We start from the raw sequence: 17,787 nt of genomic DNA on the forward strand, positions 1-17,787 counted from the left end.
CTCAGCTCACCGCCACCCCGTACGGTTGGGCGCCCACGGTGACCGTCGCGACGACCTTGCGGGATGCGGAATCGACGACGGCGAGAGTACCCGCTCCCTGGTTGGTGACGTAGATCGCGTCGTCGGTGACCGCCAGGTTGAACGGGTCGGTGCCGGGCGGGCCGAGGTCGATGGTCGCCGAGACGTGCTTGCTGCCGGTGTCGATCACGGAGACGCTGCCGGGGCCGAGGTTCGCGGAGTAGGCGTGGCGGCCGTCCGGGCCGATGGCCACGTCGAAGGGGCCCGTGCCGACGTTCACGGTGGCAGCCTTGCCGCTGTCGGTGGCGATGGCGAGTACGCGCGTCCCGACCTCGTCGGCGACGTAGGCCGCCTTGCCGTCCTTGGTGACGGCGACGGCCACCGGGGACTGCCCCGCGGGGAGCTGCCGGGTGACCTGGTGGGTGCGGGTGTCGATGACCGACAGCGTGCCCGATCCCGCGTTCGTGACGTACGCCTGGGCGCCGTCGCGGCTGAGGGCCACGTTCACTGGGGACCTGCCGACGGGGATGGTGGCCGTGGCCCGCTGGGTGCGGGTGTCGATCAGGGAGACGGTGTTCGAGGTGCCGTTGGTGACGTAGAGGGACCCGCTGTCCGGGCTCAGGGCGACTCCGGTGGGGCTCTTGCCGACGGGCACCGTGGCGACGGTCTTGTAGGTGTGGGTGTCGAGGACCGAGACACGGGCCGAGCCGCTGTCGGCGACGTACAGGCGTCTGCCGTCCGCGGAGACGGCCACGCCCTCGGGGGCCGTGCCGGCCGGCACGGTTGCGATCACCTTGTGGGCGTGGGCGTCGATCACCGAGACGGTGTTGTCCTGCTGGTTGGTGACGTAGACGCGGCTGTCGGGGCGGGTAGACGTCGGCGACGGGTCGGCGGTCACCGGGTGCGCGGAGGCGGTGGGCGCACAGGAGACCAGAAGCACGGCAACGCCTATCACGAGGACCGGCCGTACTGCCCTGCCATGGCCTTGGCGGCTCCCTGCCGATGTCCGCGCGGCAGACAACATCTCGCCTCCTGTGCGCAGTGCCGTGGTCCGGTCCGGTGCCCCGGCCAGGTATCAGGTCAGCAGCCCGCGGGCGTAGTAGTCCCTGTTGTCCCGGACGCCCGGGAGCGCGAAGAAGTAGCCTCCGCCCCGAGGGCTGATGAAGGGCACGAGGGCTTCGCGCTGTAGCCGGGTCTGCATGGTGATGTAGGTGTTGAGTTCCTGCTGGAAGCAGTTGAACGCGTGTCCCATGTCGAGCTCGGGCAGGTTGGGACTCCGGTCGTAGTCGAAGCTCCGGCGCAGGATCGTGCTGGTCGCCGCGGTCTCCGGGGTCTGGGGGTTGGCGAGCCGGATGTGGCAGTTGAGCGGGGTGATGAGTCCCTGGGGGTCGTTGGTGTAGATGGGGTCGAACTTGTCGTTGTCGTTCTCGCCCAGCGCGTACAGGGGGGCGCCGCTCGCCTTGCGGCGGCCGAAGATGCGCTCCTGTTGGGCGACGGGCACCTTCTGCCACGCCTCGATGAAGAAGTGCACGATACGCACCACGTGATAGGTGCCGCCCGCGGCCCACGCCGGTTCAGCGCTCTTCGGCTGGACCCAGACCGCCTGGTCCATCTGGGATGCGCTGGTGGTGTCGACGTTGGAGATGCCGTCCTTGAAACCGAACCAGTCGCGCCGGACACCGACGGGGCGATGCGGATTGCGCTGGCCGTCGATGCGCCAGCGCAGCTTCGCCGCCGACTTGGTGTGCATCAGGATGTCGAGCAGGGCGTTCACCGTCGTGTCCCGGTTATCGGCGCATATCTGGAGCAGCAGGTCCCCCTGGCTCAGCGCCGGATCCAGGTCGTCATGCTGGAACGGCTTCATCGTGACGAGTTGGACCGGCTTCCGGGCGCGCAGACCGTATCGGTCGTCGAAGAGAGAGGCGCCCACGCCTACGGTCACTGTGAGACCGTCTGCCACGACCGTGGGTCCCAGGATGCCCGAGCTTGACGGTGCCGCGGTCGGAGACGTTTCGGGCGGTTTTCCACCGGACGTGAGGAAGCGGGCGCGCGCAGTCAGCGTGCGGAACAGCTCGGTGAGTTCGTTGCGGCCGGATGCGGTGACGTCGAGCGCGACAAAAATGGCGACCCGTTGTGGGTGAGGAGGAAGGGCGATGCCCGCCTGGTGGTAGCCGTGGAAGGGAATCGTCCGGGACTTGGGTTCGTCCGTGTCCGCGGGTGTCGTTCGCGCGACTGCTGTACCACCTTTGAGGGTGGTGTCGCCCGCGGTTCCGACCACGAGGCCGGCTGCGGAGCCTTGCAGAAACGTCCGCCGGGCGAACGCCCCCACCGGGCAACCCGCTCCGCTCCATTCCTCGTGGGGATACGCCTCGTCGGTCATGGCATTCTCCATCAACCGAACATCGACCGAAGCCTGGTCTAATATGTTATGTCGGATGTGTCAGTGCTACCACTTGGGAGTGTGACGGCATGGCGAGGTCACTCCCTGGAGGTTCTGGCTGGCAGGGCGCGCGTACTCGAAAGGGGGCCTTCCCTTCATGATCGTGGACACACTTCGTTGATCACGCGGCGAGCGTGAGCTTAGAGCTCGTAACAGGATCTTGCTGAACAGTGCTCGAGCGTGACTGTTGTGAATCTGACCGTTGGGGTGGGTGTGACGGCTCGGCCGTGGATCGTGGACGACGACTTGTGGGCACTGATCGAACCGCTGCTGCCGCCCTGGCGCGAGCGGTCGCCGGGGCCGAGACGGTGCCCGACCGGCTATGCCTGCAAGGCACCCTCTACGTCCTGCACCAGAACCTTGCGTGGCAACTCCTGCCCTTGGAGCTCGGGTCCGGCTCTGGGCAGACCTGTCGGCGGCGTCTGGGGCCCTGGCAACAGGCAGGGATGTGGTGGCCAGCGCGGTCAACCGAGCAGATGTCGCGCAGCGGATGGGGCGGTACCCGGTCCCCCCAGGAGCATCGCCCTACCCGGGACTGGAGGTCTCGGGCCAGATCAGCGCCATCGGCGAGGACGTGACCCAGTGGCAACCCGGCGACCATGTATGCGCGTTGCTTGCAGGGGGCGGATACGCGCAGAAAGTCGCCGTCCCTGCCGGGCAGCTGCTCACGGTGCCCCAGGGCATCAGCCTTGTTGAAGCGGCGGCCCTACCCGAAGCCACCGCCACGGTCTGGTCAAACGTCTTCATGACAGCTGGCCTGAAGGCAGGCGAAACCTTCCTCGTGCACGGCGGAGCGGGCGGCATCGGCACGATGGCCATCCAGATCGCCAAGGCCCGCGGCGCCCGCGTCGTCACCACTGTCGGTGGCCCCGAACAGGCTGCCAGGGTGCGAGACCTCGGCGCCGACCTCGCGATCAACTACCACACTGACGACTTCGCTGAGCACGGCCCTTACGACGTGATCCTCGACATCGTTGGCGGCCACTACCTTCAGCGCAACGTCAGCTCCCTCGCCCCCGACGGGCGACTGGTCATCATCGGTCTGCAGAATGGCCTGGAGGCCGAACTCAACCTCGCCGAACTCATCTTCAAGCGCGCGTCCGTGCACGGGACCACCCTGCGCTCCCGCCCGACCGGGCAGAAAGCAGCCATCGTGGCCGAGGTCCAAGACCACGTGTGGCCACTGATCGAGAACGAGTCCGTACAGGTGGTCATCGACCAGACCCTGCCCATGTCCGAGGCTGCCGAGGCGCACCGGATTCTGGGCGCTCACCACATCGGCAAGATCGTCTTGGTCAACCCCGACACGGCGTGACGGCGGTCTGCCGGCACTCACGAAGGTGACGGCGGGGCTGTAAGGCATGCCGGCTTCCGACAGCTCTCAGAGCCGGCGACGGTTCGATGTCGCTCGAGGTATGCGCGGCACTTCCCGCGATCTCGGCGACAGCCGCCGGGTACGACGCCTACGTCGCCGTGGACGCCTCCGGCACCTTCAGCCAGACCAAGCGGGAGGCCGGACTGCTGCGCATGCAACAGGCAGGCGTCATCGTCAGCGACTACGCCACCCTCATGGTCGAGGCCCTGGCCGACAACGCCTCCCCCGAGGCAGGACCCTGCTACGCCGCACTCGACATGCCGTTCGCCGTCCTGGTCGGCCAGATCTCCGCCGCCTACCAAGCCTAGAAGCCCGTGGGGCGCTGACCGCCACGCTTGGCTGCAGGGGCCCGTCACGACGGTTGGTCACGACACCGTTGTTCGCGAGTGATCGGAGAGACCTGACAGGTTCCAGCTCTGGATGGTCCGCGTTCGATTCTGAGGGCGGGTCACGAGAGCCACCCGTTGACCCGGGCCTACAGGATCGGGCACTGGTCCCTGGCCGTCGTCGGTGGCAGCCGAGGCGCCCGCCTCGATCGGCCAGTCCGACACCTCTGTGTGGATGTTGTCAGCGCCGGTGGCGGCCGCCCGCTCCCGGCGACTCTCGCCCAGCGCCAGCAGGTGCTCGGTTCACCCGTCCCGCGCCCGGCCACGCCCGCTGCCGCCACAGCGCCTCCGCCCAGGCCTGCGGCTGCTGGTGGACACTCTCACCGACGTCCGGGTCCTGGTCCTGGGGCGGTGCCTGGACGCGCTGGCCGGCAACCACCTTGCCCGGGCTCTCTCCACCGACTTCTTTGCACCACCCGCGCACCGCGCAACAGGGCCCGTCTCATTTTCGTCGACGAGCAGGTACGCACACTTCACGCGGCATCGGGGTGCACAGCGTAGCTCGAACGGCTCAGGCGGGGTGCGTGTGGCTTCCTTCAGGGGTTTCGTGGTGATCAGCTACGCGACCCTGGTGTCCCTCAGCGGAGGCGTCATGCGATCCCCTTCCAGGCTGCCTTGCATCACCATGGCGCTGCTCGTTGCCTTCGCCGCCCTGATGAGCGGCTGCACCAGCGCGTCGTCGGAGTCCGCGACGCCGTCGTCGCCGCCGCCCACACCCTCGTTCGCCGCAGGGGCTCCTCTCAGGGAGCCGGCGCAATTGGTCAGTCACAACGGGGTGTTGAGGGCGGACATTGTCGTGGAGAGACGGCGGGTGAACCTCGGCGGCCACGCGTTGTGGGGTCTGACCTACAACGGCAGCTACATGCCGCCGACGCTGCGGATCCGGCCGGGGGACAAGATGGAGCTGGCCCTGAAGAACACGCTCGACGAGGAGACCAACCTGCATGTGCACGGTCTCCATGTGTCACCGAGCGGAGCCGCCGACAACATCTTCCTCCACATCCGTCCGGGCCAGACGTTCCACTACTCCTTCCAGTTCCCCCGTACTCTGCGTGCCGGCACCTACTGGTACCACCCACACACCGACCACACCTCTGCGGCGCAGGTCGCCGGGGGCATGTCGGGCCTCCTCGTCGTCGACGGCCTGCAGCAGTACCTTCCGGCGAACCTGCGCCACATCACCGAGCACGTCATCGCGCTCAAGGACTTCCAGCTCCAGGGCGACGCGATCAAGACCCAGGGTCTGCACATCGGTGCGCCCACCCATCGCACCGTCAACGGCCAGCTGAACCCGGTCATCCACATCCGGCCGGGCGAGACCCAGTTGTGGCGGCTGGCCAACATCAGCGCCAACATCTACTACAGGGTCCACCTGCAGGGACAGAAGTTCCGTGTCATCGCCCACGACGGCACACCCGTCGACCGCATCTGGACAGCCGACTCGCTGCTCCTTGCGGCCGGGGCCCGCTTCGACGTGCTCGTACAGGGCGGTCCGGCCGGCAGTACCGAGTTGCAGACGCTCCCGTACCAGACCGGCCCCGGCGGCAACCTCTTCCCGCAGGCGACCTTGGCCACCCTGGTCTCGGCAGGGCCTTCCACGTCACCGGCGCCGCTGCCCACCTCGTCCTTCGCGCCGGCAGTGGATCTGAGCCACGCCACGATCGCCGCGCGGCGCACCGTCGTGTTCTCCGAGAACGCAGCCGGCACCAAGTTCTACATCAACGGCAAGCAGTTCGATCCGAACCGGGTGGACATCCGGGCCAAGCTGAACACGGTCGAGGAGTGGACCGTGGTCAACGAAAGCAACGAGGAACACTCTTTCCATGTGCACACCAATCACTTCCAGCTGATGAGCATCAACGGCCGCCCGCACCAGAGTCACGGCCTGCAGGACGTCGCGAGCGTTCCCGCCAAGGGCCGGTTCGTCATCCGGATGCGCTTCAAGGACTACACGGGCAAGACCGTCCTGCACTGCCACATCCTCAATCACGAGGACCGGGGCATGATGGCGGTGCTGGACATCGAGAAGTGACGCCCATGGCTCTGAGCCGGGTCAGCCGGCGGCGCCGAGCGCAGCGCTGACGCCGGCGATGACCGCCCCGCCGATCGCGATGGAGACGAACGAGCGCAGGAAGCCCGTGCCGAAGAAGCGCCAGCGGATCCAGGCCAGGGTCAGCAGTTCGAAGGTGATCGTGGCCAGCGCCACGACCAGCGCGACGCGGTACTGCGGGATCAGGAAGGGCAGGGTGTGCAGCACCCCACCGAGGAACGTGCCCAGCCCGGTGATCGCTCCGCGCTGGTAGGGGTTGCCGCGGCCGGTCAGGTCTCCCGTGTCGGACAGGCCCTCTGAGAAGGCCATGCTCACACCGGCGCCGATGGCCGTGGCCAGTCCGGCGAAGAACGCGTAGTGCGGCTGGTGCGTGGCGAACGCGACCGCGAAGATCGGTGCCAGCGTGGACAGCGAGCCGTCGATCAGGCCGTTCATGGCGGGTTGTGCCCGCTTCAGGAGAAAGGATCGCTCTATTTCGTGTTCGGGCGGACTCAGCAGCGTGGGGGCGCTCATGATGTGTCTCCTGGTGGTCGTCGCCCATCGGGCCCAACGCGGACTCCGAAAAGACGCGGAGTCCGAAAAGAGGGTGGTGGCACCGTGCGGTGCGGGGGTAAGACCTGCCGGACTCCCGGCCACGCCCTCCGTCGGGTGGCCGGACGGCCTCCCCGGTGGTGTCTTCGAAACTCGCAGAGGCCGCCCCGCTCCGGTAGCGGCCGTAGGCTTGAGGGGATACAACCCCGGCTTGCAGCTGGGAGGGCGGCTCATGGCTCTCAGTACGCACGTTCCTGACCTGGCCGCGCTGGAATTGCTGCTGGGCGTGGCGCAGGAGGGCAGCCTGAACAGCGTCGCCCGGGCGGCGGGGGTGAGCCAGCAGGCGGTGTCCGCGCGGATCAGAGCGATGGAGGCCCAGACCGGCGTCACGCTGGTGCACCGAAGTCCGCGCGGGTCCAGCCTGACCGCCGAAGGCGTCGTGATCGCGGAGTGGGCCGCCCGGCTGCTGGGTGTCGCGGCCGAGATGGATGCCGGGATCGCCGCCCTGCGCGCCGACCGGCGTGACCGACTGCGGGTCAGTGCCAGCCTGACCATCGCGGAGCAGCTCCTGCCGGGCTGGTTGTCGTCGTTCCGTGCGGCACAACGACCGGGAACCAGCGCCCCGGAGATCCTGCTGACCGCCGTCAACACCACCACAGTGATCGCCCACGTCGCCGACGGCACGGCGGACATCGGATTCACGGAGGGCCCACAGCGGCCGACCGGGCTCCACGGCCGGATCGTCGGCCACGACAGGCTCGCCGTGGTCGTCACTCCGGGCCACCCCTGGGCTCGGCGGCGCCGACCGGTCAGCGCCGCCGAGCTGGCTGCCGCGCCGTTGGTGAGCCGGGAGCGCGGTTCCGGCACCCTCGACACCCTCACCGCCGCGCTGGCCGCGGTGCTCGGTCCCGGTACTACCCAGTCCGTCCCGGCGCTGTCGCTGCCCACCACGGCAGCGGTTCGTGCCGCCGCACTGGCCGGCACCGCACCAGCCGTCATCAGCGAACTGGCCGTCAGGGACGATCTGGCCACAGGCCGGCTCGTGATGGTGCAGACACCGGAACTCGACCTCCGCAGGACTCTGCGCGTCATCTGGGACGGAGCGTCCACTCCGCCGAGCGGAGTGGCACGGGATCTGATCGCTCACATCACCCGCCGCGATCAAACCGGGCGGACGGGCGGGCCCACATCCGGCGCGGGGCCGGAAACCGGCACCCACATCCGTCGCCGTTCCGCCGCGTGACGGCGCCGGGCCCACGCAACGCGTTCTCTGCATGCACGGTCGCGTCGGCACGCCCCTCTGCTTCCGACACCACACCCTGTCGCCCGGGTGCCGTCCGGGGCGCTGCTGAGTGCTGCCGACTCCGGCATCGGCCGCCGATCGCGTTATGCCTGCCCGGTACAAGGAGGGCTTGTATCCCGGCAAGCGAAGGGCCACTACCGGCGGCTTCCCGCGGGTGTGAGCGTCGAGACAGGAGGTTCCACCCACCCGAGGAGGACGACATGCAGACGGTGACACTGGGCGCATCCGGCCTGGAGGTGACCCCCGTCGCGTACGGCAGGTGGCAGTTCGGCGGGGACTGGGGACCTGTGGGTGAGCGGGCCGCGATCGAGGCGATCGGCTACGCGAGGTCGACGGGCATCAACTTCTTCGACACCGCCCAGGCCTACGGTTTCGGCCGCTCCGAGCGGCTGCTCGGAGCGGCGCTGGCCGACGAGCTGCGCTCGGACCGCGAGTCGGTCGTGATCGCCACCAAGGGCGGGCTGCGCATGGATGGGGACCGGCTGGTCCGCGACGCCGGCCCGGCATGGCTGCGCAAGGGTGTCGAAGCCAGCCTCGAAGCGCTGGGCACCGACCACATCGACCTTTATCAGGTGCACTGGCCCGACCCGCGGACTCCCCTCCAGGACACCGCCGCCGCGCTCGCCGAACTGCGGGCGCAGGGCCTGATCCATCACGTGGGCGTCTCCAACTACACCCCCGCCCAGATGGCTGAGTTCGACACCGTGCTGCCGGTGGAAACCATCCAGCCGCCGTACCACCTCTTCCGCCGCGACGTCGAAGCCGACCTGCTGCCCTACGCCGCCGAGCACCACGTCGGCGTGCTGGCCTACGGGCCCCTGGCGCACGGGCTGCTCGGCGGGGCCCTCACCCCTGATGCCACATTCGGTCCCGACGACTGGCGTGGCCGCAGCCCGTCCTTCACCGGTCCAGGGCTCGCATGCAATCTCGAGGTGGTGGCGGCGCTGCGTGCCTTCGCAGCCCACCACGGCGCATCGGTCGCCGAACTGGCGGTGGCCTGGGTGCTGGCCCACCCTGCCGTCCAGGTCGCCATCGTCGGCGCCCGCACCCCGGCCCATCTGGCCGAGAGCCTCGGCGCCCTCGACCTCGCCCTCAGCCGGTCCGATCTGGCCGAGATCGACCACATCATGACCGCCGCGGTCCCTGTCGGCGGTCCTACCCCGGAAGGAATGTCATGACCACCACCCAGCCACCCTCGCACGACACGCCGGTCGCCCTCGGCGACCACACCGCTAAGACACCGGTGATCGCCTTCCTGGGCACCGGGCGGATGGGCAGCCCCATGGCGGAGAACCTGGCCCGCAGCGGCTTCCGGCTTCGGGTATGGAACCGAACCAGTAGCCGCGCCACCGCCCTGGCCGAGCACGGAGCGTTCGTCGCACACACCCCTGCGGAGGCGGTCCAGGGCGCCGGAATCCTCATCACCATGCTCGCCGACGGGCCCGCCACCGAGCGGGCGGCGATTGGACCGGACGGCTTTCTGTCCTGTTGCCCCGGACTGATCTGGGTGCAGATGGCCACCGTCGGAGCCCGCTGGTCGGCCCGGCTCGCCGTGACAGCTGCCCGGCACGGGGTGACGTTCGTGGACGCTCCGGTCTCGGGCAGTCAGGGACCGGCCCGAACCGGGCAGCTGATCATCCTGGCCAGCGGTCCCGACCGGGTGCACGACATGCTCACCCCGGTGTTCGGCGCGCTGGGCCGGGCCACGGTCTGGCTGGGGCCGGCCGGCGCCGGCACCAAGGCGAAGCTGGTGCTGAACACCTGGCTGGTCGACCTCGTGGAAACCACCGCGGAGGCCCTGTCCTTCGCCGGCCGGCTCGGCCTGGACCCCGCTTCGATCGTGGCACTGCTGCAGTCCACCCCGCTCGGCTCGCCGTATGCGGTGCAGAAGGCCACCACCATGCTGGCCGGCGACTTCACACCGGCCTTCGCGCTCAAACACGCCGTCAAGGACGCCGAGTTGGCGGTGCAGGCCGCGTACGGCATCGGCACCCACCTGCCGCTCACCGAAGCGCTGCTGCCTCGCTGGCGGCACACCGCCGTCGAGCACGCCGACGAGGACCTGTCCGCGGTCTACATCACGGCGTGATCAGACCGGCGCAATGAAAGGACACCCGGAAATGAGGATATTCCCCGGTCCCGCCGGTCCATCCACGCCGCACGCAGCCACGACAAAGCCCCCCGACGACACCATCACAGGAGACCACCACAACCACCAAGGCCTCGCCGGCGAGACGGGCGAGCACGGACGGCTTGAGCTCCGGCGGCTGTCGCAGAACTCTCACAGATGGTCGTTGGTGAGAGCCCGAACCGGAACTGACGCTACCGCTAACCATGGTTCCGGTGTTCCCCGAGGCCGGAACAGACCGGCGGCCGCGGAGACTCAGGCGTGTACCGCTACTCGCAAGATCTCGACGCGCGCTCATCCTGTGGTTGGTCGCCGGACCGTAGACGACCAGCCCGACGAAACCCACGAGCCCGCCACCAAGTGGCGGGCTCGTGGGTGTTCGACGTCTTATGGTCCGTTCGACCAACTGAGGGAACGGCGGCGATCGGCTGGGAACGCCCTTCGGTCGGCAGTGGTTGGAGACGTGATGATCACGGCACAGCTCACCACCCGGAGGAACACCCGATGAGCGACACCACAGTCCCCCTGAAGCGGCGAGTCGGCCGGTACGGCGCCTGGAGCGTCGAACTGCGCTCGGAGGACCCGGCCCGGCGCGGCGAACTGGACGAGGCCGCGGCCGAACTGGAGGAACTCGGGTACGGAGCCATCTGGCTCGGCAACAACAGCACCGCCGACCACGCCGCCCCGCTGATCGGGGCGACGCGCCGCATCGTCGTCGGCACCAGCGTCCTGAACATCTGGCAGCAGGAGGCCGCCACGACCGCGGTCGGTTTCGCCGAGGTGGAATCGGCGCACCCCGGCCGCTACCTGGTGGGTCTCGGCGTGAGCCACGGCCCGCTGGTGAAGGACTACAGCCGCCCGTACGCGGCGATGACCGGCTACCTCGACGAGCTGGACGAGGCCGGCGTCGCCGCCGACAGCAGGGTGCTGGCCGCGCTGGGCCCGAAGATGCTGAAGCTGTCCGGCGAGCGGGCGGCCGGCGCCATCCCCTACCTGGTCACGCCCGAACACACCGCCCAGGCCCGCGAGATCCTCGGCGAGGGCCCACTGCTCGCCCCGGAGCTGAAGGTGGTCCTGGAGACCGACCCGGCCCGGGCCCGCGCGCTGGCCCGCGACGCCCTCGCCATGTACCTCACCCTGCCGAACTACACCAACAACTTCCTGCGGCACGGCTTCACCGAGGCCGACCTGGCCGAGGGCGGCAGCGACCGCCTGATCGATGCGGTCTTCGCCTGGGGCGACGAGGACCGCATCCGCGACCGCATCGACACCTTCCACCAGGCGGGCGGGGACCACGTGGCCCTCCAGGTGCTCACCGGCACCCACGGGGACAAGCTCCCGAGGGAGGAATGGCGCAGGCTCGCTTCTCTATTGGGATAACGGCCTCGGGGAACACCGCAACCGTGGTCATCCTCGCCGAGGGCGAAAGGGTCGAGCTCCCGACCTGGCTCACTTCGGGGCCTACGCGCCTTGCTCTGCGAGTGTGACCTTCCGGCCCGCGCGCGCCGCCTCTCGGATCCGCTCCAGCATGCGGTGTCGCCGGACGGCGTGCCGGAAGTCGGGAACGCCGTCCTCATCTGGCGCAAGGTTCCCGGTGATCTGGTCGCGCAGAAGCGCGTACGCGTGTGCGACGTTGCAGGCAGGCTCAGTGGATCGCTCGGTCCATTGCGTCAGCGATCGTTGATAGCGGGCGGGAACCGGTAGCTCGGCCAACGTGCCGTCCTCTCCCCGGGCTCCGATGAGCCGCAGCCCCCCGTACCACCACTGTGCCTGGTCGGCTTTGACGACGAGATCGCCGTCTGTGCCGTTGATCTCCCAGTGAAACGCGGTGGCGCGTGAGGTCCCACCGCGGATGTGCACCGCGGCCACGGCCCCCGACTCCAGCACCCCGGTGACGGCGATCTGGTCCTCTGCAGTCTTGGCCGCGACCGCCCCGCTCGTGACGTGGGTGACCTCCGGGCGCAGGTTCTCGATGAGCGCCGACACCTCGCGGAACTCCCCGAGCACCATGGCCAGCGCGTCGACCGAGTGCCCGAAGGGGATCGACAGCAGCGTGGCGCCGCTCGTGCCGTCCAGCACGTACGCATAGTTGTCGTCGTAGGTGGCGCCGCCGATCCAGCCGGACCCGAGCATGCTGGTCGACAGCACCCGCCCCACGTAGCCGTCGGCGACCAGGTCCCGCAGGTACCGGAGCGGTGGAGCCGACCGGGCCTGCAGGCCGACGGCCGTGAGCACGCCCCTGTGGTGCGCGAGGTCGGCCAGCTCCTCGGCCTGCGCGAGGTCGGCACCGAGCGGCCACTCGCTGAACACCATCTTTCCCGCTTCCAGCGCGGGTCGGATGAGCTCCAGGTGATGAGGAACCTTCACCGTCACCACCACGAGATCGACTTCCTCGCTGTGGGCCAGCTCTTCCGCGCTGCCGAAGGCCAGCGGCACCGCGTACTTCTCGCCGGCCGCACGCGCTGACACGGCGCTACTGGCGCTCAACGCCCGCAACTCGTATCCGTCGAGTCCTGCCAGCGCCGGCACATGGGCGGTGGCCGCCCACCCGCCGCTCGCGCTCAGTCCTACGACACCGACGTGGATCGGCTCCTGATGGGGGGAAGTGGACGTCATGTGCACCCCAGCGTTCACGGTCACCTGCTCTCTCACCTCGAAACGGCCCATAGCCATGGAGGACACGGTCTGAGCAACCCGGTCAGCCACATGCCGATCGGCTTGCCGTTCGTTTGAGCGGCATCTCACTCGGCGAGTTCGCTCCGCCGCGCCCTGCCCTGCGGTTCGTCGGCGCTCCGAGCCGGCCGAGGAACAACCGAACGAACGACCGGTGCTGCTCTACTTTGCTTCCTGGGGCGTGGACAGGAGACCGGGGCCCACATGCTCCGGCACGCGATCGCCTGCTTCGCCACCGTCAGCGGGATCTGGCTACCGTCTACCGGCGCGCCCGCGACTGAGTAGCTCCGTTCCGCGTGCCGCCTCGGTTCCATCGCCACGGCGAGGCGGTTCATTGCGTCTACGGCGACGGGGTCAGCTCGATGGGAAGGTGCCGGGGGCCGCGCAGCACGGCGCTGTGCCGGTAGGGGGGAGGGTCTTCGACCAGGGTTGCGGTGGTGAGATGGGGAAGGAGTGCTCCCAGGGCGATCTGGGCTTCGACCCGGGCGAGGGGTGCGCCGTAGCAGATGTGGATGCCGCTGCCGAAGCCGAGGTGCTGGTTGTCCCGGCGGGTGGGGTCGAACCGCTCGGGGTCGCGAAACCGCTTCGGGTCACGGTTGCCGGAGGCCAGCGCGAGCACCACGGGTACGCCCTTGGGGATGGTCGTACCCGCGACGTCGATGTGGGTGAGGGGCGTGCGCTCCAGCAAATGGACCGGGGGTTCGTAGCGCAGCAGCTCCTCCACCGCGCCGGGAAGCAGGTCGGGTTCGCGGCGCAGGCGCTCCAGCTGGTCGGGGTGGCGCAGCAGGGTCAGCACGCCGTTGGTGATCAGATTGACCGTGGTCTCGTGTCCGGCGACGAGCAGCAGTACCGCGGTGGCCGCCAGTTCCTCGCGGGTGAGCCCTCCGGTCGGGTCGGGGTCGTTGACGAACGCGGACAGCATGTCGTCACCCGGGTGGCCGCGGCGCTGTTCGGCGAGGTCCACCAGGTAGCGGCCCATCTGCGCCCGGGCCTGGTTGCCGGCCTGTTCGCGCATGGTGAGGTCTTCGCCGGGCCGGATGTCGACGGAGTCGGTGATGGCGTTGGACCACTCGTGGAAGGTGGGCTCGTCTTCGCGCGGTACACCGAGGAGTCGGCAGATGACGATGACGGGCAGGGGGTAGGCGAAGTCGTCGACGATGTCGACTCGCGTACGGCCCTGGAGGGACTCGATCAGTTCGTCGGTGATCCGGCTGATTTCGTCTCGCATCGCGTCGATCCGGCCCGGACTGTGCGGGGGACCGAACGGCCGCGTGGCCAGGCTGCGCAGCCTGTGGTGTTCGGGGTCGTCGAGCCGGATGAAAGGGTGGGGCTCTTCCTCCTCCGCCAGCAGGCCGCTGTAGGTGCCGGCGAGGTTGCGGCGGTCGGAGCTGAGCCGTGGATTGTGGAAGAGGGCGACGATGTCGTAGTACCCGCCGACCAGGTAGCTGCCGTCCGTCTGCCGCGCCACGCCCGCCTCGCGGAGTTCCGCGTACAGCGGGTAGGGGTCGGGGCGGTTGGCGTAGTCGGTGATCCGCTCCAGCAGGGTGTCGACAGCCATCGACGGGCTCCTCGTGACAGGGAAGGACGGAAGGGTCAGCCAGTGGGCCGGACCACGGTCAGTCGGCGGTCCGGCAGGTGCCCGGTGAGTGCGACGGTGGGGCCGTGGGACAGTCCCTTCGGATCCGGTACGTCGGAGGGGAGTGCGAATTCGGTGATCAGGGGGTGGCCGTCGGCCGCGCCGGGCGCGGGCGGGAACGGGGCGGCGGTCTCGATCAGGGTCTGGTAGTACTCCAGCCACTTGGCCATGTTGACGGTGACGGCGGCGGTGATGCGGCCCCGGTAGCCGTAGACCGCCACCAGACGGCGTTCACTGAGTGAGCCCTGGGCAATGACCACCTGGTCGGAGTAGGTGGGGACGCCCACGGACTTGATGTTGACCCCGAACTGACTAGACCAGAAGACCGGAACCGCGAGGTGGGGGCGCCGCGGCGGCCCGGGACTGATCATGTTGTGGGCCGCCACCTCGGCCTGCGTGACCGCGTTGCCCCAGTGCTCCAAGGAGAGCATCTGGTAGTCGAAGAGCGGGTGGGGGAAGCGGGAGACGTCGCCGGCCACGAAGACGTCGTCGGTGACGATCCCGTACATGTCGAAGGCGCGGCACCCCGCATCACAGGCGACCCCGTGCGGGCCCGCCGCCAGCCCGGAATCCGCCAGCCACTCGACGTTGCGGACCGCGCCCATGGCGATGACGCACACGTCCGCGTCGATGTGGCTGCCGTCGGAGAGGTCGGCTCCGGTGAACCGCCCGCTGTCGTTCCCGCACAGCGCGGTGACCGTCACCCCGCAGCGCAGGTCCACGCCGTGGGCCCGCTGCAGGCCGGCTGCGAGCTTCGCCAGTGTGCCGCCGAGGGCGCCCACCAGCGGTGCGGTGCCGCGTTCGGCGACCGTGACCTCGATGCCCCGCTCCCGGCAGGCCGAGGCGATCTCCGAGCCGGTGAAGCCCCCGCCGATGACCAGCACCCGGCGCGGCCCGGCGGCCAGCCGCTCGGCCAGGCACCCGGCGTCGTCAAGAGTGTGCAGGGAGAAGACTCCGTCCAGGGCAGCCTGCTCCCGTTGGGGCCAGGGGCGCGCCCGGGTTCCGGTGGCGATCAGCAGCCGGTCGTAGGGCAGGGACTCGCCGTCGGCCAGCAGGACCTGACGGCCGACCGGGTCGAGCCCCGTGGCGCGCACTCCGAGCCGCCAGTCGGCGTCCGGGTCGCGGCGCATCGGCAGCCCGGTGGTGTCCGCCGCCGACATGCCGAGCAAAACCTGCTTGGACAGCGGCGGCCTGTCGTAGGGCGGGTGGGGCTCGTCCCCGACCACGGTCAGCGAGCCGGTGAAACCCTCTTCGCGCAGCGTCTCGGCAGCCCGCAACCCGGCCAGCGACGCGCCGACGATGACGATGGGGCCCTCCCGAAGGTCACCGGGCACCGGCGCTCACCGCCTCACCCACGAGGATCGCCTGGACCGGGCACGCCGCGGCGGCCTGGCGCACGCGCTCCAACTGCTCGTCCGGGACTTCCTGGCGGTACAGCAGCGCTTCCTCGCCATGCAGCTCGAACATCTCCGGTGCGAGAAACACGCACTGCGCGTAGGCCTGACAGCGGGTGAGGTCCACGACGAGCCGCATCCCAAGCCTCTCCCTTCGTCGCCTTGAGCTCCCTGTCTCTTTCTAGGCTCGGAATGCGTCAGGCGCTCGCCCGGCTACTCCATCGGGATCAGATCCAGCGGGCAAGGGGCGTTCGAGAACGCGCAGGTGGGCCGGAATGAGGCTGCGATCGGGCACACAGGAACGGAGGCGCCGTGAAAGAGATCGGTGTGGGGATACATCAACGCCAGCCCGACAGCGGGTACACGATCAGACAGAGCTCTACCATCACGTCCGCCCCGCCCGGACCGGCCCTGACCGCATGCCGAAGAGTGCAGACCGACAGTGACCGGCATGGCCACCAGATGCTTGGGCAGCGATCATCGTCCCGCCTGCTGCTGACGTAACTACACCGCGTCAACTGCTCACGTCAGGATCAGAAACACTTCTTACGGGTCGAGGCAGCCGTCGCCGAACCGAGCGCCCGGGGACCTCCGCCTCCTGCCCGAACGGGCCGCTCTCGGGCATCGAGCCGCTGCTCGTGGTGTGGGCCTCTCCCGTCAGGCATGCCGACCAGTCCATGGACATCATGGGCATGGGTGTCAGGTTTGGCATGCCCATCGCGGCCCAGCCCGGAGTCAGCCGATCGCGAGCTGTCCGCCGCGTGCCTCGAGCACCGCGCCGGTGATGTAGCTGGCGCGGGAGGAGGCAAGGAACACAACCGCTTCCGCGATTTCTTCAGGGTCTGCGACCCGCCCCAGTACGGTGGTTCGCCCGATCACCTGGAGGGTTTCACCTCCCATTTCCTCCGTCCCGGGGGTATGGACAGGGCCCGGGGCCACGGCGTTCACACGGACGCCCTGGCCGCCGAACTCGTCAGCCCATACTCGTGTGAGCAGTTCGAGTGCCGCTTTGGAGGCCCCGTAAGCGCCCGTTCCCCGCACCGGCGTGGTAGCCGCCGCTGTGCTCACACTCACGATGGCGCCACGCCCCCGTGCAGCCATTCCCGGGGCGAGGGCACCGACCAGGAGCATCGGCGCGCGTGAGTTGACGGCCATCTGCGTATCGAACATCTCGGCGGTGGTGTCCGGCGTACTGGCGAACCGGTAGATACCGGCGTTGTTGATCAGAATGTCCACCTCGCCTGCTTCGGCGGCAAGACGCAGCACATCTTCAGAGCGGCTCAGATCCGCAGCAACGAACCGGGCCTTCCCGCCTGCGGCAGCGATCTCCTTGACGGTCTCAGTACCTCGCTGCTCGTCCCGCCCGTGGACGATGACCGAGGCCCCCAACGCTGCCAGGCGAAGGGCAACGGCCCGGCCGATGCCAGCCGTGGCGCCGGTGACAAGAGCGGTGGATCCGTCCAGTTCTGCAGTCATGGAAAGCTCCTCCAAGCCGAGAGGAACGACATGCTGTCGGTTGTTCCTCGTGTAACTGATGATCCTGATGGTTCATTCCATGGCGAGGACGGACCCACGCCGGGCCGATCGTTGATCACGGTCCGGCCCGGGGCCCGTGGCCACGTGGTCTTGGGAGGCCGGTGAGCTCGCCTTCGCTGACCACGTCCGCGGGCGACCGGAGCGCGCCCCACGCTCGTGGAGAGCGACAGGTGCGCCGAGCCCAGACCGGTGACGACGGATGACAGGTCGAGCACATCGGTGAGGCCACTGTGGCGCCGTTCAGCAACCGGCTGAACCGCGGCGTCCGTCTCACCCTGTTCCCGGCTCAGCCATAGGGTGCGTCAGTCCTGGGGGCG

The 17,787-nt window shown here is 69.1% G+C and carries 15 protein-coding genes and 1 pseudogene; 8 read left to right on the plus strand and 8 right to left on the minus strand.

What is annotated here, in order from left to right; genetic code table 11:
- Position 1: 1 nt before the first annotated feature.
- Both ACFYOH_RS13840 and ACFYOH_RS13845 read right to left on the minus strand, forming a co-directional pair.
- A complete protein-coding gene (locus ACFYOH_RS13840; protein WP_388625100.1) occupies positions 2–958 on the minus strand; it encodes a cytochrome D1 domain-containing protein in 957 nt (318 codons plus the stop codon).
- A 135-nt stretch (positions 959–1,093) separates the two neighbouring features.
- Positions 1,094–2,398: a Dyp-type peroxidase gene (locus ACFYOH_RS13845; protein ID WP_388625103.1), complete on the minus strand. Its 1,305-nt coding sequence runs from the start codon at positions 2,396–2,398 to the stop codon at positions 1,094–1,096.
- A gap of 308 nt (positions 2,399–2,706) precedes the next feature.
- On the opposite strand from ACFYOH_RS13845, the pseudogene ACFYOH_RS13850 reads away from it, so the two are divergent.
- From ACFYOH_RS13850 to ACFYOH_RS13865, 4 genes and pseudogenes are all read left to right on the plus strand, one after another.
- Positions 2,707–2,850 (plus strand): annotated as a pseudogene (locus tag ACFYOH_RS13850) (hypothetical protein); the annotation flags it as partial.
- Positions 2,781–3,773 carry an NAD(P)H-quinone oxidoreductase gene (locus ACFYOH_RS13855; protein WP_388625105.1) on the plus strand — a complete coding sequence of 331 codons (993 nt, stop codon included), beginning with the start codon at positions 2,781–2,783 and terminating at the stop codon, positions 3,771–3,773. The pseudogene ACFYOH_RS13850 and the gene ACFYOH_RS13855, both read left to right, overlap by 70 nt.
- Positions 3,774–3,859: 86 nt before the next feature.
- Positions 3,860–4,141 carry an isochorismatase family protein gene (locus ACFYOH_RS13860; protein ID WP_388625108.1) on the plus strand — a complete coding sequence of 94 codons (282 nt, stop codon included), beginning with the start codon at positions 3,860–3,862 and terminating at the stop codon, positions 4,139–4,141.
- 874 nt (positions 4,142–5,015) lie between these two features.
- A complete protein-coding gene (locus tag ACFYOH_RS13865; RefSeq protein ID WP_388625111.1) occupies positions 5,016–6,251 on the plus strand; it encodes a multicopper oxidase family protein in 1,236 nt (411 codons plus the stop codon).
- A 21-nt stretch (positions 6,252–6,272) separates the two neighbouring features.
- On the opposite strand, the gene ACFYOH_RS13870 is transcribed toward ACFYOH_RS13865, so the two are convergent.
- On the minus strand, positions 6,273–6,782 hold the full coding sequence (locus ACFYOH_RS13870; protein WP_388625113.1) for a hypothetical protein: 510 nt from the start codon (positions 6,780–6,782) through the stop codon (positions 6,273–6,275).
- Between the two features lie 250 nt (positions 6,783–7,032).
- Between ACFYOH_RS13870 and ACFYOH_RS13875 the strand changes: the two genes are divergently transcribed.
- The 4 genes from ACFYOH_RS13875 (at position 7,033) to ACFYOH_RS13890 (ending at position 11,611) form a co-directional block, all read left to right on the plus strand.
- The gene (locus ACFYOH_RS13875) at positions 7,033–8,043 is read left to right on the plus strand and encodes a LysR family transcriptional regulator (RefSeq protein ID WP_388625116.1); all 1,011 of its coding nucleotides are present in this window, start codon (positions 7,033–7,035) and stop codon (positions 8,041–8,043) included.
- 260 nt (positions 8,044–8,303) lie between these two features.
- Positions 8,304–9,281, plus strand: coding sequence for an aldo/keto reductase (locus tag ACFYOH_RS13880; RefSeq protein ID WP_388625118.1), 978 nt, complete (start codon positions 8,304–8,306; stop codon positions 9,279–9,281).
- A complete protein-coding gene (locus ACFYOH_RS13885) occupies positions 9,278–10,192 on the plus strand; it encodes an NAD(P)-dependent oxidoreductase (protein WP_388625120.1) in 915 nt (304 codons plus the stop codon). Before ACFYOH_RS13880 ends, ACFYOH_RS13885 begins: the two co-directional genes overlap by 4 nt.
- Positions 10,193–10,735: 543 nt before the next feature.
- Positions 10,736–11,611 (plus strand): LLM class F420-dependent oxidoreductase, encoded by an 876-nt coding sequence (locus ACFYOH_RS13890; protein WP_388625123.1) that lies wholly within the window; start codon positions 10,736–10,738, stop codon positions 11,609–11,611.
- A gap of 81 nt (positions 11,612–11,692) precedes the next feature.
- Here the strand turns inward: ACFYOH_RS13890 and ACFYOH_RS13895 are convergent, their stop codons facing one another.
- From ACFYOH_RS13895 to ACFYOH_RS13915, 5 genes are all read right to left on the minus strand, one after another.
- The gene (locus ACFYOH_RS13895) at positions 11,693–12,904 is read right to left on the minus strand and encodes a Gfo/Idh/MocA family oxidoreductase (protein ID WP_388625126.1); all 1,212 of its coding nucleotides are present in this window, start codon (positions 12,902–12,904) and stop codon (positions 11,693–11,695) included.
- 340 nt (positions 12,905–13,244) lie between these two features.
- Positions 13,245–14,462 (minus strand): cytochrome P450, encoded by a 1,218-nt coding sequence (locus tag ACFYOH_RS13900; RefSeq protein WP_388625128.1) that lies wholly within the window; start codon positions 14,460–14,462, stop codon positions 13,245–13,247.
- A gap of 35 nt (positions 14,463–14,497) precedes the next feature.
- A complete protein-coding gene (locus ACFYOH_RS13905) occupies positions 14,498–15,874 on the minus strand; it encodes an NAD(P)/FAD-dependent oxidoreductase (RefSeq protein WP_388625131.1) in 1,377 nt (458 codons plus the stop codon).
- The gene (locus tag ACFYOH_RS13910; protein WP_388625133.1) at positions 15,864–16,073 is read right to left on the minus strand and encodes a ferredoxin; all 210 of its coding nucleotides are present in this window, start codon (positions 16,071–16,073) and stop codon (positions 15,864–15,866) included. Before ACFYOH_RS13910 ends, ACFYOH_RS13905 begins: the two co-directional genes overlap by 11 nt.
- 596 nt (positions 16,074–16,669) lie before the next feature.
- Positions 16,670–17,410, minus strand: a complete 741-nt coding sequence (locus ACFYOH_RS13915; RefSeq protein WP_388625136.1) for an SDR family NAD(P)-dependent oxidoreductase — start codon at positions 17,408–17,410, stop codon at positions 16,670–16,672.
- Positions 17,411–17,787 lie beyond the last annotated feature (377 nt).

The sequence above is a fragment of the Streptomyces sp. NPDC007856 genome (genome assembly GCF_042868225.1).
Taxonomy (GTDB): domain Bacteria; phylum Actinomycetota; class Actinomycetes; order Streptomycetales; family Streptomycetaceae; genus Streptomyces.

Excerpts from the sequence above, each read along its gene's own strand:
- ACFYOH_RS13845 (WP_388625103.1), bottom strand. The coding sequence starts at position 2,398 with ATGACCGACGAGGCGTATCCCCACGAGGAATGGAGCGGAGCGGGTTGC.
- ACFYOH_RS13855 (WP_388625105.1), top strand. The coding sequence starts at position 2,781 with ATGCCTGCAAGGCACCCTCTACGTCCTGCACCAGAACCTTGCGTGGCA.
- ACFYOH_RS13860 (WP_388625108.1), top strand. The coding sequence starts at position 3,860 with ATGTCGCTCGAGGTATGCGCGGCACTTCCCGCGATCTCGGCGACAGCC.
- ACFYOH_RS13870 (WP_388625113.1), bottom strand. The coding sequence starts at position 6,782 with ATGAGCGCCCCCACGCTGCTGAGTCCGCCCGAACACGAAATAGAGCGA.
- ACFYOH_RS13875 (WP_388625116.1), top strand. The coding sequence starts at position 7,033 with ATGGCTCTCAGTACGCACGTTCCTGACCTGGCCGCGCTGGAATTGCTG.
- ACFYOH_RS13880 (WP_388625118.1), top strand. The coding sequence starts at position 8,304 with ATGCAGACGGTGACACTGGGCGCATCCGGCCTGGAGGTGACCCCCGTC.
- ACFYOH_RS13885 (WP_388625120.1), top strand. The coding sequence starts at position 9,278 with ATGACCACCACCCAGCCACCCTCGCACGACACGCCGGTCGCCCTCGGC.
- ACFYOH_RS13890 (WP_388625123.1), top strand. The coding sequence starts at position 10,736 with ATGAGCGACACCACAGTCCCCCTGAAGCGGCGAGTCGGCCGGTACGGC.
- ACFYOH_RS13895 (WP_388625126.1), bottom strand. The coding sequence starts at position 12,904 with ATGGCTATGGGCCGTTTCGAGGTGAGAGAGCAGGTGACCGTGAACGCT.
- ACFYOH_RS13900 (WP_388625128.1), bottom strand. The coding sequence starts at position 14,462 with ATGGCTGTCGACACCCTGCTGGAGCGGATCACCGACTACGCCAACCGC.
- ACFYOH_RS13910 (WP_388625133.1), bottom strand. The coding sequence starts at position 16,073 with ATGCGGCTCGTCGTGGACCTCACCCGCTGTCAGGCCTACGCGCAGTGC.
- ACFYOH_RS13915 (WP_388625136.1), bottom strand. The coding sequence starts at position 17,410 with ATGACTGCAGAACTGGACGGATCCACCGCTCTTGTCACCGGCGCCACG.